Below are 23,704 nucleotides of genomic sequence, written 5' to 3' on the forward strand. Positions count from 1 at the left end.
TATCAATTCCAATTCCTTTGAAATTAGCGATCGCTTGTGGGTGAAAAATCATCTTGACCCTGATGAGGAAAAACTACGGGTTTCAAGTTAGACGAGGTTTACTCAAGGTTTTTGGTTTTATTTTCATATTCCGCAGTTATTTTTCTGCGCATTTTTACTAAATATTCTGAATATTCCAGAGATAATTTATATTTGCTATTTTCTAGTTCTTGATTGTATAGAAATACTGAATAGCTATTAAATTTATACTCGATTTCAAATACCTGATTACTCCAAGAATAGTCAGGAAATATTGTCTTGAAATTAACAATTATACTTTTATCAAAGTCTGCTTTTTTTTGTTTGTTAGCAATGGAAGAACGATATTTAATAAAGAAATCTTTAAAAAAATAAATTAATTTAGCAATTATACTTTTCCCATTAGCCTGGGAACCAATAATAATATTTATTTTTGATAAATTAAGTTCAATTTCATTGAGGTTTAAAAAGTTTTTTACTAATAGTTTTTCCATAAAATAACTGTTGCGTTGTATAGTACACGAGTATTATACATTTATAAACCAACAATATATTTTACATGATAATTTAACTCTTTTGAATAAAAAGTTAGTTTTGGATTTTTATACCGAACAATTAAATAAATACTCAAAAATACTCGTCAGATCAATTAATAAGTTGTGATTTATCAAATAAGTATGCTAGGACAATTCAAAGTACGTTAATAAATATTTTGAATTATGTATAAATAAAATAATTTTATACAAAGACATAAAATGTTTAAGCTTTTACACCTTTGTATAAAATTTTTATCCCTTCAGACAGCAATATCTAAATAATTCCAAACACCGAACCGACAGTAGACTTGATTGAATCTCTCGCATCTTTTAAAGTCTGGGCAATCGGATGTTTGGTTTGTAAAAACACCCTAGCACAATTGCGTCCCGGCATCCCAGAAATTGAACCACCGGGATGTGTTCCCGCACCAGTTAAAAATAGATTATCAATAGGTGTTTTGTAGTTGGCTATTTCTGGTAATGGACGGAAAAATACCATTTGATCTAAAGACATATCAACGTGGTAATAATTCCCCTTGTAAGCACCTAATCTTTCTCCTAATTCTGCTGGGCTTTCTACACGCCGAGCAATAATTGAATTTTTCACATTTGGTGCATAGGTTGCTAACTTATCCACAACCCTATCTGCAACTTGATTTTTTAATTCATCTGTCCAACCTGTACCTTTTAAACCTGTACCTTCTGCACCTGCAATTTGGTAAGGAGCAAAAAATTCAATCCACACCGTATGTTTACCCGGCGGTGCTAAAGTTGGATCTAAAGCACTGGGCATAACAACATACATTGATGGGTCAGAATCAGGAATTTCTCCTAAAGTGCATTTACTATGAGCTTGTTCTACATGAGCAACAGAATCGGCAATCAAAATAGAACCGATTAGATATTCATCTTTATGTGCATGGTAAGGAAAGCGTAATGGTTCATCTAAAGCTAAATCTATTTTGAGAATAGTTTCGTTGTTGTTGACAATTCGCCGCTCTAATCTTTCCCATAAATCTGGATCGACTGCATCAATATCACTTTTATCAGTCATTTGTAAGAATAATCGCTTGGCATCAATATTAGAAATAACGCCATATTTAGCTCGATATTCTTTACCACCAGCAACCCGCACACCTACTGCTTTTTTATCATCAATCAACACTTTTTCTACATGTTGATCTGTGAGAATTACGCCACCTTTACTAGTAACTAAATTAACCAAAGCTTTAACAAGTGCGCCAGTACCACCGCGAGGTCTCGCCATACCAGGATTGTGACGCATTGCCATCATAATTGCACCAATAGCAATAGTTTTTTGTGATGGTGGTGCGCCGAGTTCAGCCGCTAATCTTGCTAGGGGTGCTTTGAGAAATTCTTCATCAAACCACTCGTTTAGTAAATCTTCGGCGCTGGTTAACATGGTGCGAATAAAATCCAGCGTTTTATTAGGCGAACCAATGACAGAAAATAAATCTTTGAGTTTTGTAATATCGTAGTTACCAAGGATATCTATAATTGACTTTGGTGGCGCATTAAACATGGGAATCATTGCCCCTAATGCCCGTTGCCAATAGTCTGTAAATTCGGCGTATTTTTTCGCATCACGTTCGTTGTAACGTGCAATTTCTGCACAAGTTTTTTCTAGAGATTTGTGTGCCAAAAAATATTTACCATCAGGATGAGGACAGAAAACTACTGGATCGCATTCCAGATATTCTAAACCGTATTTTTCGAGTTCTAATTCTTCTACAACTGGCCCTAAATGAATAAATTCGTGATCGATAGCACACAAATTAAATTTAAATCCTGGTGCTTCTTGGGGTAAACATTCTTCTGTGGTAGCGGCTCCACCAGGAACAGAACGCTTTTCTAGTAGTAATACACTATAGCCAGCTTTCAGTAAATACGCAGCACAAACTAGACCGTTATGTCCTGCGCCAATAATTACAACATCGTATTCTTGCATATTTGGAAATTAGAGATGAGTAGGTTTGATAGTTTAGAAAATTCAGGAAATTTACAGCCAAAATAGTAAGTAAATTTTGATTGTTTGTCTGCAAAGCTTACTTACTTAAAGGTAGGTTTTCTGTAGAAGGAATTTGCTTTACATGGGCTTCTACTAAAAGTATGAGATTATCTTTTTGAACCTCTACATCTTTGATGCGTAATAACATATCTTCCCATGCAAAGTAAGATGATTGGAGCAATTCTTTCAGCTTACGCATTAAAGCTGTAATTAGAGGGACTGAAACTCCTTCTCCCTGAGTACAGTTAAAACTTTCTAACATCAAGGGCTGTGAATTTGTAGGTGGGCTAACCCTTGCAGTAAAACTTAACGGACGGCTTTGTCCCTTTTCTTCTAGCAACACATTGCCGATAAATTCCATTTTACCGCTACCTGGTAGGAATACCTGGATTTGTTGCAGATGAAAACTAATAAATTCACCATCTACATCGAATTGCCAAATTTGTGCTTGGCGTTGAACTAAATCTGAGGACAGGGCATGATTAATATCAACCTCTGTCATGACTATACGCGCGATCGCATTTACTGGCTCATTGAGTTCTATTTGCCCAAAAATCGCACTTAAAGGATTGACAGCAATGCTATCTGTTTTGACTTTGATTTCTTGTACGCGGATATCTTTTTGCAGCACCAGACCCTTCCCAGTTAGGGAAACTTCTTCCACTTGTCCCTGGGCGACTTTCAACAGGTCTGTGCGCACATCTACGTCTATTTGTTCTACTTCATCCAGTCGGTTGGCTAAGGTATTTTCTGCTGCTTGTGATATTATTTGCTCCTCCAGCCTTTGCTTATCTGGCATGAGTTTCTATACTCCTAGTATCCGCTTACCTACTCAATTTAGTCTTTGAAGGCTCAGGATGGTATCTATAGCATGGTATATGTAACTGGGAAGATAGAAACTAATATCAAGATTGCTATTTGATTTTTGAATAACAGGTAGGGTTTGTTACCGCGAAGTGTAACGCACCGTCAAAACAAATAGATTCGTTAGATAAATAATTTGATGCAAGCTCAAAATTAACCAGATATCTTTCTAGTCTGGTTTTCAGCTAATTCTCTGGCAAAAATACATAAAATTGTAGGGTGGTCGCAAAACCACCCTATTTCCCCTCATATTTAGAATTTACTTGCAGCACCCTTAGTGAAAAATATAATTACTCAGTAATATTAACCAAACTTTCAACTGGAGAAGCAGCCAATGTTGGAGCTTTCAACAAACGAGAGTAGAGACTGGATGGTTGCTGATGAGCAACAACTGGTAGAACTTGGCGTGCATGAGCAGCTAATTCTACTGCTTTGACATCATAAGTTTGGGTGATTAACTTGGGATATAAACCAATACCGATGATGGGAACTAAAAGACAAGCGGTGATAAACAATTCACGGGGTCTAACATCAGGAATAAATTTATCGAGTTGTAACTCTTCGTTTTGCTTACCGTAGAATACTTGACGCAACATCGACAGTAAGTAAATCGGAGTCAAAATTACGCCGACTGCGGAGAGTAATACCACTACAACTTTGAAGTTAGAACTGTAAACATCACTGCTAGAAATACCCAGGAATACCATCAATTCACCGACAAATCCGCTCATTCCTGGTAAAGCGAGGGAAGCCATTGAACCTACTGTAAACAGAGCAAAAGTACGGGGCATTACTTTACCCATACCGCCCATTTTGTCCATCATCAAGGTGTGGGTACGTTCGTAAGTTACACCAGAGAGGAAGAACAAGCTAGCAGCAATTAAACCGTGAGAAACCATCTGGAGAACAGCGCCGCTGATCCCAATTTCTGTATAGGAAGCAATCCCAATTAATACAAACCCCATGTGGGCAATTGAAGAGTAAGCCAAACGACGTTTGAGGTTAGTTTGAGCAAAGGCGCAGCAAGCACCGTAGACAATATTTACGACACCCAAGATTGCCAACACTGGGGCAAAGGTCACATGGGCATTAGGTAACATTTCAATATTAAAACGGATGAGTGCATAGCCACCCATTTTCAGCAATACACCAGCCAAAATCATGGAACCAGGTGCAGAGGCTTCACCATGAGCATCAGGTAACCAAGTGTGTAGAGGGAAAATTGGCATTTTCACGCCGAAGGCAATTAAGAAACCTGCGTAAACTAATAGTTCAAGTGCTGTAGAATAATCTTTCATCCCTAGAGCCGCCATGTCGAATGTGACGGTATCTCCAGAGAATGCCATTGCAAAACCAGCTACCAAAATAAATATTGATGCAGCGGCGGTGTAGAGAATAAATTTAGTTGCAGCGTAGCGGCGGTTTTGTCCACCCCAAATTGAAATCAGCAAGTATACAGGTACTAACTCGATTTCCCACATTAAGAAGAACAATAGTAAATCCTGGGCAACAAACACGCCAAGCTGGGCGCTGTACATCACCAGCATTAATGCATAAAATAAACGCGGCTTGTTGGTTACTTTCCAAGCCGCGAAGATTGCTAGGGTGTTAATTAAGCCGGTTAGTAACACTAGAGGCATTGATAAACCGTCTACTGCTACAGACCAGTTCAATCCTAACTGTGGTACCCAAGAATATTTTTCTACTAGTTGGAAGCCGGAGTTTTGGAAGTCGTAGTGATGCCAAAAGGCATAAATCATGAGGGCAAAGTCTGCTAGTGCTACTCCCAAACCATACCAGCGAACGGTTTTACCTTCTTTGTCGGGAATCAGTGGGATGGCTAGGGATGCCATCAGGGGCAAGAGTATTATGGCTGTTAGCCAAGGGACTTGAATAAGACTCATCACTTTTGACAATCGATTTACAATTTTCTTTTGATTACAGTATATGAACGAGCTTGTAGATTTGTAAACGTAATTTATCCCTACGAGAGTAAATCTTAAGATTTAGATAGAGATAAATACTCATCTTTTTGCCGTTCACCATTCTAATTGTAAAGTTTTGCAACGTCAATGTGTGGTCTTTTTTTGTGTTAATTTCAGACAGAGATTTTGCTTAGGGGCTGGAAGCTAGTCAGTGATAGGCTTATAGCAAAAGTTAAATTTAGAAATTTGCTGGAAGAAACAATCAATTCTTTGTAACTCAATTGGTAAAGCTTTGTTGTGAGTGATTACTCGCGCCATTATTAAGGGGGTAATTTTGATTGAAGATAGCTGCTAATCCGATATAACGCCCACAGGCTGTAAGCCTGGGGCTATCATTACAAAGCCCACTGTTGTGGGCTGAATGTTGTAGTAGCACTATATATATAGTGATGGCGGCTGAGGTTAAACAATACGGTTGACAATTGTCCACACATCACCATCTGAGCGGATGTGTGGAACGGAGATTGTCTTGAAGCCGGTAATGAAGGGTTTGTAATAAACTTGCCAATACAAGGGACTTAGCTCATCGGCGCAAGATTTCAGCAGACGGATTTCGGTTGCTAGTTCGCCAGCGAGTTGATTAATGCGTTGCGCATGAACTTGGGCGACGCTTCTGGCTTCTTCTAACTGCTGCTGGAGGGTGAGTTGTTTGGAGTTAATTTGCCAATTTGCGAGTTCGGCTTGTTTTTGTTGTAGCTGAAGTTCCAAGGCGGCGATCGCATCATCAATACCTTTGATTTCTACAGCTACTTGGGCATTTTCTCTAGCAAAGCGACGGTAAGCTTCGGCGATCGCGCTGGGTGAATTATGCTCGCTGGGCACTATCTTATTTACAGTGAAACTAGCGCGTTCTTGTTCGAGAGCTTGAATTTGCTGGCGAATGGCTGCTATTTCTGAGACAATTTGCTGCATAATTCCTGTTTATCCTTGTTTAACGCTTCTCGCGCCTTGGTTATCCAGAGAAAGCGATCGCACTACAGCTGTAATTCCTTCTGCTTGCCAAGCCGTTCGCATCGCTGTTTCTACAGCTTGAGCATGTTCTGCATCGGCTAAAGCTAATAATGTCGGCCCTGCACCACTAATTACCATGCCATAAGCACCAGCAGCCACAGCCGCCATATTCACGGCATCGTAACCACGAATCAAAGCTTTACGATAGGGCTGATGTAATTTATCTTGCAAAGCTGTCTTTAACCATTCTCCCTTACCGGTTGCCAAACCTCGCAGCAATAATCCTAAATGGGCGGTATTGAAAATGGCATCAGCACGACTAAATTCAGTGGGGAGAACTCGCCGCGCTTCGGAAGTAGAAAGTTCAAAATCAGGAATCGCCACTACTGGAACAATATTTTCCTGCCAAGGTACATCACAAATTTCCCAAGCTGCACCATTGCTAGCAGCCAGACGACATCCGCCTAATAAAGCCGGGACGACATTATCCGGATGTCCTTCCATTGCGATCGCTAATTCCATTACTTGCAGCTGCGAAAGAGGTTCCCCAGCTAGTTGATTCGCTGCAACCAAACCCCCGACAATAGCAGTAGCCGAACTACCCAAACCCCGCGCCAACGGCACACCTAGCTGAATTTCGATTTTTACATTCGGCGGTATCTGCTCTATATATTGATATAACTTCACAAAAGCTTGATAGAGCAGATTACTCTCATCAGTTTGTACCCTTTCAGCTTCCTCACCCGTGACATGAATAATTAACCCGCCTTCATCCAGACGACTGAAATTAAACACGTTGTACAGCGTTAAAGCTGCACCGATGCAGTCAAAACCAGGCCCCAAATTAGCAGTGGTGGCGGGAACAGTAACAGTTACACCAGAAACAACAGACATCTGCAAATCTCACTAATCAATCAACCAGCATCCCATGTAAATGATTGATTTGCGCATTTTTTGTGATTTGTTATTGGGTATGGGGTATGGGATATTAATGATTTCTCCTTTGCCCCCTACTACTGTACTTAATGCAGGTATCTACAAATGTTTGAGATAATGCACGATCGCCTCTGCGGTTGGTAAATTAGTTGCTAGAAGAACTTGGTTAATGTTACAGCTTCTTAAGAATGCTTCTTCATTAGCTTGACCAGGCTGAGGTACGAGAAAATCTCTGAGGAAGATTACTGCTAAAACCTCTCCTGAATTTACCAAAGAATTAATAGTTTGATATCCTCCAGATGTGGCTGCTGGAATTTGTTGACTAACAGTTACACCTGCTTCTTGATTTAACACTTCACTGATAGATGGCCAAGCAACAGTCAGACTTTGTGAGAAAAAATCTTTGTGTTTATTCACAAAATCAGCTAGTTCCGATTTTTTGCTGTCGTGAGCTATAAGAACTATATTTTTTTGATCGATCATTGGCTGCGGCTCACTTACAGGTACTTGTTCGGCTATTTCATCAGATAGTGTTTTTTCTGTGCCAAAAATTGCTTCCAACCTTTGACTAATTGCCTCTGAGTTTTGATTACTTACTAATTCTGGCATTATTTCATCTTCTAATTCTTCGGTCTCAGAATTAGAAATAGCAGCTAATTCTTCTGATTTTTCTAAAGACTCAATATTAGTTAATTCCTCAACTTCGTTGACTGTTGAATACAGAACTTCCATATCTTGTGCAGTTTCTAAATCTCCAATATCTGGACTAATTTCTTCGGTGTTTTCTGCACTTACATCAACTTCTTGATTGCTGATTTCTGGCACTGGAGGTGTTTCAACTATTGCTGTATCATCAACACTGATGTCAGTATCTTCACTGAGCATATCCGGTGGAGCGCTAACAACATAGCCTGACACAATCAGTACATCTTCTGTAAATGTATCTTCATCATCATGACTAAATTCTGGAGTAAAGTTATCAACAAATTCTGGTGCTTCTACTGGTGCAATATCTACCTTAATTTCATCTACATCATCTTCATTACTAATACTTTCACTCGGCTCGCTAACTGACTCAAATGGTAGATTTACATTACGTGGTTGGATAATAGTGAAATCTTGGAGAATTTCCGCCACATCTGCGGGAACTTTACTGATTAATTCTGGTGTTTGGCTAAGAATATCTCGCGGTTGTACATTAGTCAGTTCTTGGAGACTTTCCTCATTCGCAGCAATATTCTCTTCACTGATATCTGTAGGAATTTCATTCACCATCTGAGATGGTTGGATAACAATATCTCGTGGTTGAACTATAGTAAACTCCCGCGGAATTTCTGCATCCCAATCAATATCTTGCTCGTTAATATCTCCTGGAATTTCATTTACTGAAACTTCTTCTGATGTGGGTGTCGCAACAATTTCTTCATTGATAACTGAAGAAGTTTCACTTACTGCTTCTGCGGTGGAGGTAATTACATCTTCTGGTTGGATAAAGGGAATTTCTTCTGATGTGGATGTCGCAACAATTTCTTCATTGATAACTGAAGAAGTTTCACTTACTGCTTCTGCTGTGGGGGTAATTACATTTTCTGGTTGTATCAGGGTGACTTCTTCTGATGTGGGTGTCGCAACAATTTCTTCATTTATAACTGAAGGAGTTTCATTTACCGCTTCTAAAGTTTGGATAAAGGGAACTTCTTCTGATGTGGGTGTCGCAACAATTTCTTCATTTATGACTGAAGGAGTTTCATTTACTACTTCTGGTGTGGGGGTAATTATATCTTCTGGTTGTATAAGGGTGACTTCTTCTGCTGTCGGTGTAATTACATCTTCTGGTTGTATAAGAGTGACTTCTTCTGATGTGGGTGTCGCAACAATTTCTTCATTAATAGTTGGGGTAACTTCGCTTACCGCTTCTGGTGTTGGCGTAATCACATCTTGGGGTTGTATAAAGGTAGCTTGTTCGACTATTGGCGTAGCTACATCAGCTTGTTGTTCGCCAGTTTCTTCAGGAGTTTCTAAGATACTTTCTAGGGCGTTGATTGCTTCTTCTAATTCTGAGGCTTCCACTTCGCTTTGCAGCTGGCTAAGTTCAGGCGCAGATTCTGAACTCAGCTGTTGTGGAACTTCACTGACTACCTCTGGAGTTTGATTAGGAAGATTGCTAACACTGTCATTGCTAAGTCGCCCAGAAAATATTGCTGGATCTATAGTTCTAAATACTGTTTCTGCCAATTGTTCTGACACTGGAATTATGTCTTCCACTATCATCATGTAATCGCCAATGCGAATAATGTCTTTGTCCTTTAATAAGAATGGTCTATTTTTTTCGGCTATTTTACCGTTAATTATGGAGCCATTTCTACTACCAAGGTCGCAAAAATAGTAATTTCCACTTTGAATAAAGAATTTGCCATGTACCCTACTAACATCTGGACTGTCCAACACTACATCAGAATCTGGAGAACGGCCGATAATGCATTCTCCTTTTGGTGTAGTTGCTAATGCTAAATCAAGTTCGTTAACTTCATTCAGCGTTGGTGAGTAGTTAACTTTTATTTTCATAATAATTTTTGATTAATTTTATTAATTTCTGTAACCCAGCGTTGACGGGTTTTATGTTCTAAATTAAAAATATCATCTTGTGACCAGTGGAAGTGATAAGCGATAAAAGCTACCTCCTCATATAAGGTATCAGAGGGGTAGCTGACTACTCCCCCGCGAGTTTTAGTTCGACGGAATATTGAGTATTGCAATGAGGACATTGTGTAGGTATCTCCACATTTCCTTGTTGATTAATACGATTATAAAATTCTCTCAGATAAGCAATATCATGCAAGAGTAGACCTTCTAATAAATCGGGACTAACAGAGTTTAAGCTGCCTAAGCGGGTAATAACTCGTGCTAGCATGACCAAAGCACCATAGGCTGGATTTTCCTGAACTTTGCGTTCTTGTTGTACCAAAATTTCATCTTTGGCGGTAGCTAAACGCATCACTCCATGACGATGAACTCGATTTTGGCTATCAATCAATCCTCTAGGAAGAATGAAGCTAAATTCACTGATAAGATTATCTTGCTTACGACCCATACCAATTTTAGTTTTAGATTATAGATTCTATAGATTCTAAGCAGTTAAGGCAAAGTCCCGGCTTCTTTTTTAGACCAAGGTAGAAGTCGGGAATTTAAGATGGTCATTTGTCATTGACTATTGACTATTAACTAAATCTGCTGCTGGAGAATTTCCACTTTCTAAACCGTTGACTTGACGATAAAAATCTTGGAGGTAATTTAAATCTTGGGAAAAAAAGTTTTCCACAATTGCAGGAGTTACTTCCGAGAGAGCGCCCAAGCGAGTAATGACGCGCGACAAAATAATAATTGTAGCGTAAGCTTCATTAGCTTTAACTCGTGGATCGCGCAATGGTGCGATTTCGTCTATCGCTGTTGATAAGCGCATGATACCTTTGCGGTGGAGGTTACCTTCTGCGTCTAGATACCCCTTGGGTAATGTAAATTCAAACTCTGTCGGGAACATAATTCTCCTGATTACTTCACTCGTTTAAATTCCTCGAAAGCAATCTCCAGTTCTTCAATATGTAAGTCGGTGCTGCGGGCGTTTAAATCGGCTATTTTATAACTAGCAGGCCAAGCACCTGCTAATTCAAATCTCGCTTCTTCTTGACTGGCTTGATTATAAATAGATAAAGCCATGAGTTTTCTTTGATTTGCCCATTTACCATTTTGTACTTCTTCAAACCATTTCCAGAAAACCATAGAGTTAGCAATTGTCCCTCTCTTGAGAGTGAGATTGCCACTTTTGACATTTCCCGGTATTTTAGTTCTGACTACTAAACCTTTAGCTGCTACTCCCCATTTATTAGGGGTAACTTCAGAGACTTCAATTGCATCTTGGGTTCTTTTAAAACCTTGACATTCCAAAAAGTAGCAATCACTATTATCTTTTTGACCGTCTAATGCTAATCCTAAATAAAATCTATGGGCAGCAAGAATTTCTGGAAGTTTTTCAGTTGCTTGAGCCACTTTTTTTTACCAAATCAAGACAGAGGACAGGGAGTAATACCAATTCAAAATTCAAAATTCAAAATTCAGAAATCCATATTTTGCTATGGTTCCTGGATTTGGATCTGTTTCATGATTTTAGTGAATTGGTGTAAAATACAGTAGTTTATTTTCTCCCTGTCAAAACTGACTTTTCACGCTTCTTTAGAAAACCTCAATAGTCAGGTTTCACAAAGATTGTAAATAGCCCTGAATCAGAAACGATGAATTAGGGAAATTTTATTTAACACGTTTAACACCTTCATGAACTAATTCAACTGTTTCTGTAGCCATATCACCACTAGAAGCTGTTAGTGTTGGGCCTGTATATTTTACAGGATAGCAATTGACAATATTCCAGCGCGCCACTTCTGTGAGTTGTTGATTATAGGCAACTACAGAAGCTGATTTCCGATTTTGATTCCACTGCCGAGGTGTACCCATATCCTCGTTACACTTTTGGTACCATTGATAAAGGTCTACATCAGCGGTGGCAATTACTTTTAGGGTAATATTCGTAAATTTGGTAACGGTAGGAGTTGCTTGTCGCCAAATTTTACCGCCTTTTGTAGAGCCATGTACTTCTTGAGCAGGGGTATTTTCTACACCTAAACCGCTAATTTCTTTAATAGATTTCTCTGTAACTCCATCTGCTTCAAAATAAAACAGACAAGCAGCTAATAACTCTTGTTGACCTGGCATAACTTAACTCCTGATTGTGATTGTAGTTTGTAGATTTAAGCGGGAATTGATACCGAATTTTAGATAGTAAATTTGAGATTGATAATTTCTTCCATCCAAGAATCTAAAATTCGGTGAAATTGGAAATACTATTCTTCGTCTTCAATGCCGTTCCATTGGCTAATTCGGAAGATGACAAACTCTGCTGGTCTGACTGGACAAACACCGACTTCTACATACAAACGGCCTAAAATTCTGGTTTCGGGTGGGTTGAGTTCTTCGTCACATTTGACATAAAATGCTTGTTCTGGAGAAGCACCAAACAAAGCACCTTCACGCCAAATTCTTTCTAAGAAGTTACTGACTGTGCGTTTAACTCTAGCCCACAAATCTTCATCGTTGGGTTCAAAAACTACCCATTGAGTACCTAATTCGATGGATTTTTCAATATAACTAATTAAGCGGCGGACGCTGATGTAACGCCACTCGGTTTTATCTGGTTCTACTAGTGTTCTTGCGCCCCAGATGCGGATACCACGGTTGGGGAAGGTGCGTATACAGTTAATTCCTAAGGGGTTTAACAGTTCCTGTTCGCGGAAGTTGGTTTCATAGCCTAGACCAATGACGCCTCTAGGGACTTCGTTGGCTGGTGCTTTGTAAACGCCTCTGGTTTCATCGGTACGCGCCCACACACCCATGACATGTCCGCAAGGAGGGATGAGGATGGGATTACCGCGATCGCGTGGGTTGGGTACTTTAATCCAAGGATAGTACAGCGCCGCAAACATGGAACGGCGGTTAAATCTGTTCAACCACTCCACTACCTGTTGGGGTTTGGTTTGTTCTGGAGGTGGATCGAGTAAAACCATGCGGTTGGGTGGGTTAGGAACGTCGCCACTAGCAGAACCCTCACACATACTAATCATCAGTTCCATGATCCCGTGGACTTGATCTAGATTCATCACTTCTGCTTGAAGCGCCCGCATTAAGTCGGGACAGGCTAGCATGGTGATTTCATCGATTTCAAAAATCCCTCTTACCCCTGTGCGATCGTCGCGTACCCCTTCAAAATCTCGCGAAAATCTATCGACTGTTTGGGCGACAATAGGGGGCGCTAGTTCATACTGGCCATTAGTCGGACGCCGAGATAAAGGCTGTCCAGCTTGAGAAATATCTTCGACGTTGATATACATCGAGTTTCTCAAGGCCGCGATCGCATAAGTTGCTACTTGGGCGGGAACTTCGCGATTCATGGTTAAGTTCTCATATTGTTCGAGAACTTCATCACCTCGACGGATTTGGACTGTAAAGTATTCCCCTGTATTTGGTGGTGGTTCGCCTTCTGTACCTTCAGGTAATGCACGAGGGCCGCTATCACTAATGAAGATATTAATCGCACCACCGGCTGCTTGTTCGGGGCGTAAAGTCAATCGGAGGGTGGGACGGTTACCGCGACCGCTAATCCGAATGTTGGCTGGTTCTGGATTTGGTGGTTTGGGCGCGCCTGGTAATTGTGTACCGATACTAGTTACCCAACAGCGACCGCCACCATTCATAAAGTAGCCATAAACGGCGAAGGGTAAATAAGCGTTGAAATCGGTGAAGCCATCAGAGTTAGGACGGGCAAAGTAGTTGAGATATTGCGTCCAATTGGTGATCAACATGGGCTTAAATAGTTCAGCCCCATCACGAATATCTTCGGTAAAACCAACAAACCCACCTACTGCGGTGCTGACACCCTCTATTGGTCTACTACCTCGGTCTATTTCTTCAACATAGACACCAGGCGCAAAGTAATCTAGTCTAGCCATGAAATTCTCTCCAAGTCAGTTAAATGTATTTATTCAGGAGTTAGTAAGATTTCTTTGAAGCTATAACTTTGGCTATCCACCAAGACATTGACATTTTGGGGTAAATAGCCGGGACAGTTGACTGTCAAGACATAATTACCCAGACGAATGTCTTCAAAAAAGAACAGCCCTTCTTGATTGCTTATCGCTGATTTTTTAGTTCTTTGTATAGTTACTTCTGCTGTAGTTAAGGGTAAATTAGTAACTGCACTTTTCACCATACCTGCGATCGCTACTCGCCTGGTAACTACTGTGCCGTTACCATTCTCACTCAATTGGTTTTGCAAATTGAAAATCCGTTCGTAAACTAGCGGTACGAGGGTGGTTTGTGGTTCAACTGGAATCATGGCTGTGATATACAAGGCGGAACGCAATGGTACATTCAGCGCACTCCACAATGAACCAATCTCGATTGGTGGATCTAAAGCCACTGTCAGAGATAAATTCCCATAACCCCGCAGTTCTGGAACTAAATAGTCTTCTTGCAAAGACCGATGACGCAGCAGTACTGTTAAGGCTTCGCTGAGTAAATGATGTTCGCCTAAGGCGGTTCTATCCCAAGCTGTTAATAGCATAGAGACATCAAACCAATTAGGTGACCAACCTACAGATGTGGGTTGTAAACTCCGTGAAGCTTTACGTTCCACTTGTCTACCAGATTGTTGAAACTGCTTACTCTCACGAATGTCATAAACGTACAAATTGAGAGTTGGCCCTGCACCCTCTTCCCGTCGATTACTGGGATGACTAAAGTCAATTTGCTCTGTACTGGTGAGTGAGGTTCCTCCAGCTAGAATTTCTGCTAAAGTTTGAAGAACGAAGATAAGCATGAAGGTAGTTGGCTGGTAGCGAATCCAGATGTATCTAGACTATCTGTACCTACCAGAGGAAGTTAATTAGACTTTTGTCGAGATTTTTATCAGCCACATAGTTTCAACAAGCTGGATTTTTCCCACGCCATTGCTTGATAAAAAAAGTGGCAATTGTGTTTTGTTAGCGAACTATTACCAATTTACTTGGTAAATTTGCGGTGTATTGGTAGTATTTTACCAACCATAAACTATGTAACAAAACCGCGATCGCAGTTTGACTATGAACAGAAGATCCATTCTCGCCTTGATTGGTACGGCATTAGCTAGCTGCTTGTTAGCAATTAGTTTACCAATGTTTGCACCCTCGCCTGTAGTTGCCCAATCTAATACCAACCTGCTCGTATCGGCGGCTGCTAGTTTGAAAGATGCCTTAGAGGAAATTAAACTTCAATACCAACAAAGTCAACCAAATGTCAATATTAGTTATAATTTTGGGGCTTCTGGCGCTTTACAGCAACAAATTGAGCAAGGCGCACCCGCAGACATATTTATCTCCGCTGCTAATAGACAAGTTGATGCTTTAGAACAAAAAGGATTGCTACTTCCAGGTACCCGCAGTATTTTGGCGAAAAACCGCTTAGTCTTGATTGTGCCTAAAAATACTGTAGGCATCACTAGTTTCTACAATCTCAAAGACGCCAAAATTAAAAAAATTGCCATTGGTGAACCCAGGAGTGTACCCGCCGGACAATATGGCGAACAAGTGCTGCAAAAGTTAAAAATTTTGTCTCATGTAAAGTCGAAATTTGTCTACGCTAACAATGTCCGCCAAGTTTTGGCGGCAGTAGAAAGTGGTAACGCCGATGCGGGTTTAGTTTATATCACTGATGCCAAAATTTCTGACAAAGTAAAAATCGTTGTGGCGGCTGATGAAAAATATCATTCGGCGATAGTGTATCCAATAGCAGTGCTTAAAGCTAGTAAAAACACTGGAGCAGCGAAAGCTTTTGCCCAGTATTTAACTGGTAATCAAGCTAAGGCTGTACTGAAGAGATTTGGTTTTATTTTGCCTTAATTAATTATTATTGACTCCGGGTCATGCGATCGCTCCCACAACGATCGCATGACAATTTCACCCCTTCTGCTGTCTTCTGCCTTATTTTCAATAAAAGATTATTTGGTTATTATACTAATTAGTTATTAAATATTTGATGCGCTGAAGATGCAACCTCCTATGCCAAAACCGAAGCCATCTCAGACCGATCCAGCAGTAATCATGGCAATTGCTGACTATTTTAAGGTTTTATCAGAAATCAGCCGACTACAAATATTAATGTGTTTAAAGTCAGGGCCGATGAATGTGATGGATATTGCAGAGGCTACTGGTTTAGGACAGGCAAATCTCTCCAAGCATCTGAAAGTATTAACTCAAGCAGGGTTGGTATCTCGTCAAACTAAAGGTACTAGTGCCTTTTACACAATTACTGACCCAATGATTTTTGAACTTTGCGATTTAGCGTGCGATCGCATTAGCCAACACATGTTACAGCAAACCGAGAGCCTGAAAGCACTGCGAGATAATACAGCAGTATTTTCCAACACATCCCCGCACTAAGTTGAAAATGGGCATTGGGCATTGGGCAGTATCCTCGTAGGAGCAGGTTAGTTCGCCCCTAAAATTTGGCATAATTTATCTTTTGGAGTTCCTTTACCAATGACTAATTAAGTTATACAAACTCATCCGCGATTTGAGTTACATTGGGGTGATAAAATTACTCCTCAGTTATTTAGTTAATTAATGCGTAAGTCTGTTATGACCGATGTCCTCTTGCCGCTGCGGATTGGCAAACATCTTGCCCGCTATCCCATAGTTCAAGGTGCAATGGCTGTGCGGGTTGCTGGTGCCAACCTAGCTGGAGCTGTTGCCAATGCTGGAGGAATCGGTACGATCGCCTCAATGGGATTGGGGTTATCTTCTCCTTATTTTGACCAACGCAAACGCAGTAGTTTTTTTAAGGCTAATCGCTTGGCTTTGATTGATGAATTAACTAAAGCACGCCAAATAAGCCCAGATGGCATTATTGGTGTAAATGTATTAGTTGCTACTAGAGATTATGCGATATTGGCACAAACGGCTGCGGCTAATGGTGCCAATCTGATTGTTACTGGAGCAGGATTACCTTTATCTTTACCAGAATACATTGCAGACTATCCAGATGTAGCACTTATACCAAGTGTAGCCAACCTGTACTCAGCACAGTTAATCTGCCAAACTTGGCAACAGAAATACAACCGCCTACCTGATGCTTTAATTGTGGAAAATTGCCAGTTTGTCGGCGGACATTTTACCGAATGCGATCGCGTGAATTTACCAGGATTTTCCGTTGCTACGGTGCTTTACGAATTGCGGCATTATTGCCAAGAGAAGTTAGGGGTGAAGATTCCGTTAATTGTTACAGGAGGAATTAGCGATCGCAGTGATATCGATTTGATGATGGCTCTGGGAGCAGATGGGGTACAAATCGGTACTCGCTTCATTACCACAGAAGAATGCGATGCTGACAGCCATTATAAAGAATATCATCTCAATTCCTTTCGAGAAGATGTTGTCACTGTACCTAGTCCAGTAGGCAAAATGACTCGCGCTTTATGTAATACCTTTGCCCAAGAAGTCATTGACGGCTCCTTGAGCAAAGAACAGCGCTGCATTGCTAACTGTTTAGAGACATGTTTATTTAGAGATACAGGCAAAACCTATTGCATTCTCCAAGCACTAGCTAACGCTGCAAATGGAGATGTTGAGAATGGTTTAATTTTTTCTGGGGCGAATGTTAGGTACACTGAGCGAATCATGTCAATTGCAGAACTGATGGCAGAATTAACCCAGCCTTGTACTATTCCGGTTTAAGGTTGCTACAGATGGCTAACAGGGGATGCGATCGCGCTCCAGTTGTCAATCAAAAGTCGAGTAATTTATGGATGTGGATGAAATTCTCAAACGTTATGCTGCTGGAGAACGTAGTTTTCCGCGAGTTAATTTACAAGAAGCAGAACTGACAAATGCAGTTTTAACAGGTGCCGATTTTAGTTATGCAGATTTACGTCAGACGCGCTTAGGCAAAACTAACTTGAGCAAAGCCGATCTCAGACAAGCAGACTTAAGTGAAGCGCTGCTCTGGGGTACAGATTTGAGTGATGCAGACTTATCTCGTGCTTTGCTGCGAGAAGCAGACTTAACCAGTGCAAAACTACTTCAGGCTAATTTAACAGAAGCTAACTTAATTAAAGCTAGTTTATGTGGTGCTAATTTAACTGGTGCTACACTCTCCCGTTCTTTGCTATTCCAAGCCGACTTGCGTCCTAGTTCCGATCAGCGCACAGATTTAGGATATGCGATTTTAACCGAGGCTGATTTGAGCTACGCTGATTTGCGAGCCGCGATTATGCATCATGCAAAATTAGATAAAGCCAAATTGTGTCGCGCCAATTTAAGCCCAAGACTTCAATGGGGTGATCTGTCTACAGATTTATCTGGAGCCAGTTTACAAGGAGCAGATCTCAGCTACGCAAATCTTGATGGTGCAATTTTGCGCAACGCGAATTTGCAAGGAGCAGACTTAACCGGAGCGAGTCTTGATGATGTTGACTTCCAAGGAGCAATTATGCCTGACGGTACAATTCATGATTAAGAATCGTTGCTCTGTGTAAATCAATTTTTGATTTTAGCCGTTGACAGTTGACAGTTGACAGTTGACAGTTGACAGTTGACAGTTGACTGTTAACAACCTTTATTAGTAGTTTTGCAATTTAGATGCGTATTAGCTTATAGATATGTTGAGATTTCAAATTTTGCATTTTCAATCCCAAATTTAAAGTCTAAAATCTCAAATTCAGTGAATTACCCCACCCCACAAAGGGGATGGGGCTTCTTATCTTAAAGACAGATACTAATTTAGACACTTTACTTTGCTTGCTGGATCTACGTCTTCTATCCAATTAGTCCAAAAATCGTCAAATTAGCCATCATGAACTGCTGACATCAGAACAGATGAAAAAACTTGCTTCCCAGTTAACCGTGAACCGTCAACCGTTAACATAATTTGCAAGTCAGTTCTCTAGATACAGAAAATTGTCAGATAAGAAAAATTCATTAGTCATAAAAGTTATCTATTCTTAAATCCCGCCAAATTTCCGAAACTTGCCAGCCTGAATTACCCACAGATTGAACTAGAGGATTGTCTCGCACGGGAATATAGTTAGGCTCTTGATAATTGATATCAAGTACTGGCGGCTGCTGAATCATAGGTTCTTGAATCTCAACAGTATCGGCTGTTAAAGTCGGCTGTGATAAATCTTCTTGTGTTTCTGGCTTTGGCAGAATGGGCTTTTCAATTCTTTTGACGAGTTGGATATCCATTGAGGTTTCAATTGTATGATTTGACAAAAAAATAATTCTCTGAACGAGAATTAAGAACAGCACAATCTAGTCTTTCCCAAACTAACAGATAAATCCGTAAAAAGTTTTTGTAAAGTTTGGTTTTGAAAATTACTTAAGCTAGTCTAGGATACAACAAAATCATCCCTGAGGAAATCATAACTTAGGTATAGCCAAAGGTAACCACTAGATTTTTTGACTAGCGATCGCACTAATTTTATCGTCAAACCTAGAAAATGGACGATGGAGCATAATTATCACAACTATTGCGATCGCATTCCCAAATCCGAGCTAATGTAAAAATTATGATACAACTGTAAACAACTGGCTTGTGGAAACCCAGAAAGTTGAAGTCTCTAATAGTCCGGCTTGCTACTTCCCGTTAATGAATGGACGCTACGAAGTCAAACCAGGAATGATGGCGTTGGATTCCTGTTTGGGTAACGGTGAAGTTGATAAACAGGTATTTCAAATCGATCAAAATTTTGCTGATTACCGCCAGGCTAAACTTATAGCCCGTGGCGAACGGTTAAGTAAATACTATCAGACTTATAAATATACTAATGCTGTGGCAGGTGCGATCGCTCGTTTGATAGTTGAGCGTCTCACGCAAGATTATCCACAATATTTTAGCTACCAACAATCAACGGCTAATACTTTGATATTTCATAGCCAACTTACCAGAGAAACCCTTTATTTTAATGCAGACTGGCAATTACAGCGAGTCGAAAATAGTGCAGTTTTTCCCGCTTACACTTCTAGCATCGATGCTTTAGCAGCCCAGATACAAGAAGACTTGACAGTTATTTGTCGTGGTAGCGATGGTTGCAATTGGTTGAGTGCGGTTCATTTATGTTATCCCAATCATTGGGCGGCTGAGGAAAAAATCGGTAAAGATTTTGCGGCGATACATCAACCTGTAGCAGGTATGGAAAAAATTAATCGTCGGGGAGATGCGATCGTCAATACAATGATTGCTAGAAAACCAATGGTGCGCTTTGCGTGGGGTTTGAGTACCGACATGCGCCTAAACCACCATCCCCAACCACCTGCTAATTTATCAGTTAGCCAATGGGAGGGTAGAAGCTTCGATCCTCAAAATCCCCAGCTTTACTTGCGAATTGAACGACAAGTAATTTGGGGATTACCAGAATATGAAACCGCATTATTTACTATTCGTACTTATTTTAGAGATTGTCGCTTAATCAAAAAAGATTCACTGTTAAGAGATAAGTTGTGTACTGCAATTGCATCTATGTCACCAGAATCCCTATTTTATAAGGGATTAGCAGAAAGTAAAGTTAGTATTTTACATTGGCTCAACGCAGTTTAACTAATTAGCAAATGCGGAATTTTAGTCAATTTTAAAATTGCGATCGCCTGATAATTCATCATATAATTTATTCCCATTATCTGCTAAAAATTTTCATAATTTGTGCTGCTGCATTCACACCGGAAATTGCAGCGCCTTCCATAAAACCTTGCCATTCATAGAATGAGTTAGTATGTTCTCCAGCAAAGTAAATATTATCTACTGATTTGCCTTCATAACCAGCAATTGTTGTAAAGTAACCAGGTTGATTACAGGTATAACTTCCTTTAGTTAATGGATTTAATGACCAATTTTCTAAATACCCTAGATATGCATTATTTTTAATCCGCACATCGGAAATATCTGCACCAGGAAAGACAAACTTTAAGTCATTGATAAATCTAGCAATTTCCTGTTGTAAATTTTTTGGGTTAATTCCTGCACCTAAATTACCACCAGTATAATTTGTTAATACTGCCTGGTTATTTGTAGCTTTGCTAGGGTTAGTTTCCCAAGTACCTTGAATATTGGGTAGATTAGCATAGGCACTACCATTACTACCAAGGTTAACCCAAGGACGATTATTAAAACCTACCTGCAATTTTGAGTTAGTTCCATAAACTAAATTATTGATTGCATTTAATTTCCACTGGGGAAGTTTGAGTCCTTTTAAATCTACTTCTCGCAAAATGGAGAAAGGTAGAGAAAATACAACTGCATCAAATTTTTCACTCCAACCATTGTTGAAATTTAGTTCAATTTTACCAGCACTATCTTTTCTCGCAGCAATTAACTTTTTACCATACTGAATCTGCCCTAATAAACGCTTACCTAATTCTTCAACAATCTGTTGATTACCGCCGATTACATGATAACGCTCATCGCTAAATACACCAAAAGGGCGAAATTTTGAACGTTTATCCGCATGAATAAATAGTAGAAAACTCAAACAACTTTGTTGGTTAATTTCTCGACCATATTCACCAATGTATGCCGATTGAATTACATTCTTGAGTAATGTTCCTGCACTACGACTATCAAGATAATCTTCGAGATTGATAAAGTCTAATAGTCGCTCATGGGGAGTGAAATTATCCGCAGTAGGTTGTGCAATACTGCGTAAATCAGTTTGCATAGCGCTAACAAAAGCGCGGTACTCATCAACTACTGCTGATTCAGCATAACGTTGACCGTTAAAGTAATAAAATACTTCTCCAGGTTCCTTTGATAAATCTTCTACTTGTAACTTAAATTCCTTGACATATCCCAACATTGTCTTGTGGAGATTGTCTATAAATTCGCCGCCTATTTCAGCAACTTGATTAGGGAATAAACCACTCAGTGAGTAGCAGCGTCCCCCTACTCGGTCGCTAGCTTCGTAAATAGTCGCTTTAATTCCTTGACGTTGGAGTTCGTAGCCACAAGCGAGTCCTGATAAACCAGCGCCAACAATAGCTATCTTGGCATCTATGGAAGCAGGTGCAGCTAAAGTACGATGAACATAACCCGACCCTACACCAATTGTGCCACCAACTATTGTCAATTTCCCTACATCAGTCAGAAATTGTCGTCGCTTAGTCCTACGCAATGATATCAGTTCTTCAAGTTGACTAATGCGTTCAATACCCTCACTGGTAGAAATATTATGCTGTTGACAATAGCGGACAATCCCCAAGGTGCGGGCTAGTCTTCTAAATATTGGTGAATGGCTCATTACTGAGTTTTTTTGGTATAAATATCTTTGTAAGTATAGTTCTAATCCAAGTGTATTGGGTACTATATCTGAGTCAAAATCAGTATATGCAAGCCTAAAGCCAAAAATAATTTTTATTAAATTTGTTGTAAATAATACAATTATATCTATGCAAAATTGAGTTGACTGGGTCACTTTAGTGCGGGGAGTGTCAACTTCGCCTTTTGCGACTCGCAAATTAAGTTTTTGACTCGCAAACTAAGTTTCTGACTCGCAAACTAAGTTTCTGACTCGCAAATTAAGTTTTTGACTCGCAAATTAAGTTTTTGACTCGCAAACTAAGTTTTTGACTCGCAAACTAAGTTTCTGACTCGCAAACTAAGTTTCTGACTCGCAAACTAAGTTTTTGACTCGCAAATTAAGTTTTTGATTCATATATCAGCTTCACAACTTATAAACCAGTTTTTCTGAACTTATTTCAGCAAATCTATCCGTATTTATCCAGATTGCTAATACTCACGCCTTGAAAGTTCTGTAACTTCACTCAGGCTGGTGCATCTGCTAGTTGCGTATCGTAATGATATCTCAATAACTCTGTTGAAAATCCAAACAGGAAAACTTTATGGCGCAACGCAAACGCAACTCCCCCGCACTTACTAAAGCTGAACGACGGATTGAAGGAATGGAGATGATTCATCCTAAATTAGACTTTGGTAATGGCTTATCAATCGCTACTTACAACGCCAAAGTTCGGGAGATCCGAGAAAAGCTAGCCGCCTACAATCAAGCACGAGCGCTGGTAGATAAGACACAAAATGCATTAGTAGAAGCAGAACGTGAGTTAAATACTTTCACCGAACAAATGCTGCTGAGTGTTGCATCTCGCTATGGCAAAAGTAGTGATGAGTATGGGATGGCTGGTGGAACCCGCAAGTTAGATCGAAGGAAAACACGTTCGTCAGTAAATCAAACAGCGATATCTGCACAGTGATTGTGAAAACAAATTATTGATTGGCGTTAAAAGCGATCGCCTGATTATATTTAATAGTGCGATCGCTTATCTATGTCAACAAATAACAACAATAGCTAAATCTGCTAACAGTGAATTACAAAAGTAAAGTTGCATGACTCGCTAAACTCAGACAGCTTCTTACTTAAGGTAGATAAAATTATTACAGCTCACTCTCTTGTGATAGATAGAAAATTCTCGTATTTACCTCATAATAGCTTTGTGTGTAATACATCATCTTAGGGCTTGAAGTCACTCCAAAAACTCCTTGGAGTGGCATTTTTATGTACTAATAAAATAGAAGCTAGAGTATCAAATTTACATTCTGCTTCATTTGCCTTGTCTGGATTTAACTATAAGATTCTGTAATACACTCAGCATCATCAAAATATAACTACTAAGAATAGCTATACTTAAAGTAAAAAATGTAGGTAAATTATATGCCTCAACTAAATCTACCAGCATATTTTTGGCTGCAATACTAAAAGTTAGACTAGCTATAAAAGCTATAATGTTCTTGATCAAAGCATT

General features: G+C 39.8%; 22 protein-coding genes. 6 read left to right on the plus strand and 16 right to left on the minus strand.

Annotated elements, in window-relative coordinates; all coding sequences use genetic code 11:
• Positions 1-98: 98 nt before the first annotated feature.
• The 14 genes from H6G41_RS09920 to H6G41_RS09980 form a co-directional block, all read right to left on the minus strand.
• Entirely contained in the window at positions 99-512 is a 414-nt protein-coding gene (locus H6G41_RS09920; RefSeq protein WP_190745986.1) for an AAA family ATPase, read from the minus strand.
• Positions 513-828: 316 nt separating this feature from the next.
• The gene (gene crtO / locus H6G41_RS09925) at positions 829-2,523 is read right to left on the minus strand and encodes a beta-carotene ketolase CrtO (protein ID WP_190745988.1); all 1,695 of its coding nucleotides are present in this window, start codon (positions 2,521-2,523) and stop codon (positions 829-831) included.
• 97 nt (positions 2,524-2,620) lie between these two features.
• Positions 2,621-3,382 carry a DUF2993 domain-containing protein gene (locus H6G41_RS09930; protein WP_190745990.1) on the minus strand — a complete coding sequence of 254 codons (762 nt, stop codon included), beginning with the start codon at positions 3,380-3,382 and terminating at the stop codon, positions 2,621-2,623.
• A 355-nt stretch (positions 3,383-3,737) separates the two neighbouring features.
• Entirely contained in the window at positions 3,738-5,351 is a 1,614-nt protein-coding gene (locus H6G41_RS09935; RefSeq protein ID WP_190745992.1) for an NAD(P)H-quinone oxidoreductase subunit 4, read from the minus strand.
• A 483-nt stretch (positions 5,352-5,834) separates the two neighbouring features.
• Positions 5,835-6,344: a hypothetical protein gene (locus H6G41_RS09940; protein ID WP_190745994.1), complete on the minus strand. Its 510-nt coding sequence runs from the start codon at positions 6,342-6,344 to the stop codon at positions 5,835-5,837.
• 9 nt (positions 6,345-6,353) lie between these two features.
• The gene (thrB, locus tag H6G41_RS09945) at positions 6,354-7,277 is read right to left on the minus strand and encodes a homoserine kinase (protein ID WP_190745996.1); all 924 of its coding nucleotides are present in this window, start codon (positions 7,275-7,277) and stop codon (positions 6,354-6,356) included.
• A 141-nt stretch (positions 7,278-7,418) separates the two neighbouring features.
• Positions 7,419-9,884 (minus strand): FHA domain-containing protein, encoded by a 2,466-nt coding sequence (locus H6G41_RS09950; protein WP_190745999.1) that lies wholly within the window; start codon positions 9,882-9,884, stop codon positions 7,419-7,421.
• Complete coding sequence (locus H6G41_RS35980) at positions 9,881-10,084, minus strand: DUF6760 family protein (RefSeq protein ID WP_306790425.1); 204 nt, start codon at positions 10,082-10,084, stop codon at positions 9,881-9,883. Before H6G41_RS35980 ends, H6G41_RS09950 begins: the two co-directional genes overlap by 4 nt.
• Positions 10,030-10,410 (minus strand): phage tail assembly protein, encoded by a 381-nt coding sequence (locus tag H6G41_RS09955; RefSeq protein ID WP_190746002.1) that lies wholly within the window; start codon positions 10,408-10,410, stop codon positions 10,030-10,032. The genes H6G41_RS35980 and H6G41_RS09955 overlap by 55 nt, the downstream gene beginning before the upstream one ends.
• A 117-nt stretch (positions 10,411-10,527) precedes the next feature.
• Positions 10,528-10,857, minus strand: a complete 330-nt coding sequence (locus tag H6G41_RS09960) for a hypothetical protein (protein WP_190746003.1) — start codon at positions 10,855-10,857, stop codon at positions 10,528-10,530.
• Positions 10,858-10,868: 11 nt separating this feature from the next.
• Positions 10,869-11,363 carry a phage tail protein gene (locus H6G41_RS09965; RefSeq protein ID WP_190746005.1) on the minus strand — a complete coding sequence of 165 codons (495 nt, stop codon included), beginning with the start codon at positions 11,361-11,363 and terminating at the stop codon, positions 10,869-10,871.
• Positions 11,364-11,621: 258 nt separating this feature from the next.
• Positions 11,622-12,083, minus strand: coding sequence for a phage tail protein (locus H6G41_RS09970; RefSeq protein ID WP_096643397.1), 462 nt, complete (start codon positions 12,081-12,083; stop codon positions 11,622-11,624).
• Between the two features lie 128 nt (positions 12,084-12,211).
• Entirely contained in the window at positions 12,212-13,873 is a 1,662-nt protein-coding gene (locus H6G41_RS09975; RefSeq protein ID WP_190746007.1) for a phage tail sheath C-terminal domain-containing protein, read from the minus strand.
• 29 nt (positions 13,874-13,902) lie between these two features.
• Complete coding sequence (locus tag H6G41_RS09980) at positions 13,903-14,742, minus strand: Pvc16 family protein (protein WP_190746009.1); 840 nt, start codon at positions 14,740-14,742, stop codon at positions 13,903-13,905.
• Between the two features lie 262 nt (positions 14,743-15,004).
• Here H6G41_RS09980 and modA point away from each other — a divergent pair, with 262 nt between their 5' ends.
• The 4 genes from modA (at position 15,005) to hetL (ending at position 18,413) form a co-directional block, all read left to right on the plus strand.
• Positions 15,005-15,799 carry a molybdate ABC transporter substrate-binding protein gene (gene modA / locus H6G41_RS09985; RefSeq protein WP_190746010.1) on the plus strand — a complete coding sequence of 265 codons (795 nt, stop codon included), beginning with the start codon at positions 15,005-15,007 and terminating at the stop codon, positions 15,797-15,799.
• Between the two features lie 159 nt (positions 15,800-15,958).
• Complete coding sequence (locus H6G41_RS09990; protein ID WP_190746011.1) at positions 15,959-16,339, plus strand: helix-turn-helix transcriptional regulator; 381 nt, start codon at positions 15,959-15,961, stop codon at positions 16,337-16,339.
• A gap of 183 nt (positions 16,340-16,522) precedes the next feature.
• Positions 16,523-17,632, plus strand: a complete 1,110-nt coding sequence (locus tag H6G41_RS09995) for a nitronate monooxygenase family protein (RefSeq protein ID WP_199316116.1) — start codon at positions 16,523-16,525, stop codon at positions 17,630-17,632.
• 67 nt (positions 17,633-17,699) lie between these two features.
• Positions 17,700-18,413 carry a heterocyst differentiation pentapeptide repeat protein HetL gene (gene hetL / locus H6G41_RS10000; protein ID WP_190746012.1) on the plus strand — a complete coding sequence of 238 codons (714 nt, stop codon included), beginning with the start codon at positions 17,700-17,702 and terminating at the stop codon, positions 18,411-18,413.
• A gap of 461 nt (positions 18,414-18,874) precedes the next feature.
• On the opposite strand, the gene H6G41_RS10005 is transcribed toward hetL, so the two are convergent.
• The gene (locus H6G41_RS10005; RefSeq protein WP_242037867.1) at positions 18,875-19,168 is read right to left on the minus strand and encodes a hypothetical protein; all 294 of its coding nucleotides are present in this window, start codon (positions 19,166-19,168) and stop codon (positions 18,875-18,877) included.
• Positions 19,169-19,544: 376 nt separating this feature from the next.
• Between H6G41_RS10005 and H6G41_RS10010 the strand changes: the two genes are divergently transcribed.
• Positions 19,545-20,492 carry a DUF3445 domain-containing protein gene (locus tag H6G41_RS10010; RefSeq protein ID WP_190746149.1) on the plus strand — a complete coding sequence of 316 codons (948 nt, stop codon included), beginning with the start codon at positions 19,545-19,547 and terminating at the stop codon, positions 20,490-20,492.
• Between the two features lie 76 nt (positions 20,493-20,568).
• On the opposite strand, the gene H6G41_RS10015 is transcribed toward H6G41_RS10010, so the two are convergent.
• Positions 20,569-22,185 carry an NAD(P)/FAD-dependent oxidoreductase gene (locus tag H6G41_RS10015; RefSeq protein ID WP_190746014.1) on the minus strand — a complete coding sequence of 539 codons (1,617 nt, stop codon included), beginning with the start codon at positions 22,183-22,185 and terminating at the stop codon, positions 20,569-20,571.
• A 601-nt stretch (positions 22,186-22,786) separates the two neighbouring features.
• Between H6G41_RS10015 and H6G41_RS10020 the strand changes: the two genes are divergently transcribed.
• Positions 22,787-23,155 (plus strand): hypothetical protein, encoded by a 369-nt coding sequence (locus tag H6G41_RS10020; protein ID WP_190746016.1) that lies wholly within the window; start codon positions 22,787-22,789, stop codon positions 23,153-23,155.
• The last annotated feature ends 549 nt before the right edge of the window (positions 23,156-23,704 follow it).

The organism is Tolypothrix sp. FACHB-123 (assembly GCF_014697075.1).
Lineage (GTDB): Bacteria > Cyanobacteriota > Cyanobacteriia > Cyanobacteriales > Nostocaceae > Aulosira.

Coding starts and splice junctions, on each gene's coding strand:
- H6G41_RS09970 (WP_096643397.1), bottom strand. CDS start 12,083: ATGCCAGGTCAACAAGAGTTATTAGCTGCTTGTCTGTTTTATTTTGAA.
- H6G41_RS09920 (WP_190745986.1), bottom strand. CDS start 512: ATGGAAAAACTATTAGTAAAAAACTTTTTAAACCTCAATGAAATTGAA.
- H6G41_RS09930 (WP_190745990.1), bottom strand. CDS start 3,382: ATGCCAGATAAGCAAAGGCTGGAGGAGCAAATAATATCACAAGCAGCA.
- H6G41_RS09980 (WP_190746009.1), bottom strand. CDS start 14,742: ATGCTTATCTTCGTTCTTCAAACTTTAGCAGAAATTCTAGCTGGAGGA.
- H6G41_RS09940 (WP_190745994.1), bottom strand. CDS start 6,344: ATGCAGCAAATTGTCTCAGAAATAGCAGCCATTCGCCAGCAAATTCAA.
- H6G41_RS09935 (WP_190745992.1), bottom strand. CDS start 5,351: ATGAGTCTTATTCAAGTCCCTTGGCTAACAGCCATAATACTCTTGCCC.
- H6G41_RS09955 (WP_190746002.1), bottom strand. CDS start 10,410: ATGGGTCGTAAGCAAGATAATCTTATCAGTGAATTTAGCTTCATTCTT.
- H6G41_RS09995 (WP_199316116.1), top strand. CDS start 16,523: ATGCGTAAGTCTGTTATGACCGATGTCCTCTTGCCGCTGCGGATTGGC.
- modA (WP_190746010.1), top strand. CDS start 15,005: ATGAACAGAAGATCCATTCTCGCCTTGATTGGTACGGCATTAGCTAGC.
- H6G41_RS09960 (WP_190746003.1), bottom strand. CDS start 10,857: ATGTTCCCGACAGAGTTTGAATTTACATTACCCAAGGGGTATCTAGAC.
- H6G41_RS09990 (WP_190746011.1), top strand. CDS start 15,959: ATGCCAAAACCGAAGCCATCTCAGACCGATCCAGCAGTAATCATGGCA.
- thrB (WP_190745996.1), bottom strand. CDS start 7,277: ATGTCTGTTGTTTCTGGTGTAACTGTTACTGTTCCCGCCACCACTGCT.
- hetL (WP_190746012.1), top strand. CDS start 17,700: ATGGATGTGGATGAAATTCTCAAACGTTATGCTGCTGGAGAACGTAGT.
- H6G41_RS09950 (WP_190745999.1), bottom strand. CDS start 9,884: ATGAAAATAAAAGTTAACTACTCACCAACGCTGAATGAAGTTAACGAA.
- H6G41_RS10015 (WP_190746014.1), bottom strand. CDS start 22,185: ATGAGCCATTCACCAATATTTAGAAGACTAGCCCGCACCTTGGGGATT.
- H6G41_RS10020 (WP_190746016.1), top strand. CDS start 22,787: ATGGCGCAACGCAAACGCAACTCCCCCGCACTTACTAAAGCTGAACGA.
- H6G41_RS10010 (WP_190746149.1), top strand. CDS start 19,545: ATGAATGGACGCTACGAAGTCAAACCAGGAATGATGGCGTTGGATTCC.
- H6G41_RS35980 (WP_306790425.1), bottom strand. CDS start 10,084: ATGTCCTCATTGCAATACTCAATATTCCGTCGAACTAAAACTCGCGGG.
- H6G41_RS09975 (WP_190746007.1), bottom strand. CDS start 13,873: ATGGCTAGACTAGATTACTTTGCGCCTGGTGTCTATGTTGAAGAAATA.
- crtO (WP_190745988.1), bottom strand. CDS start 2,523: ATGCAAGAATACGATGTTGTAATTATTGGCGCAGGACATAACGGTCTA.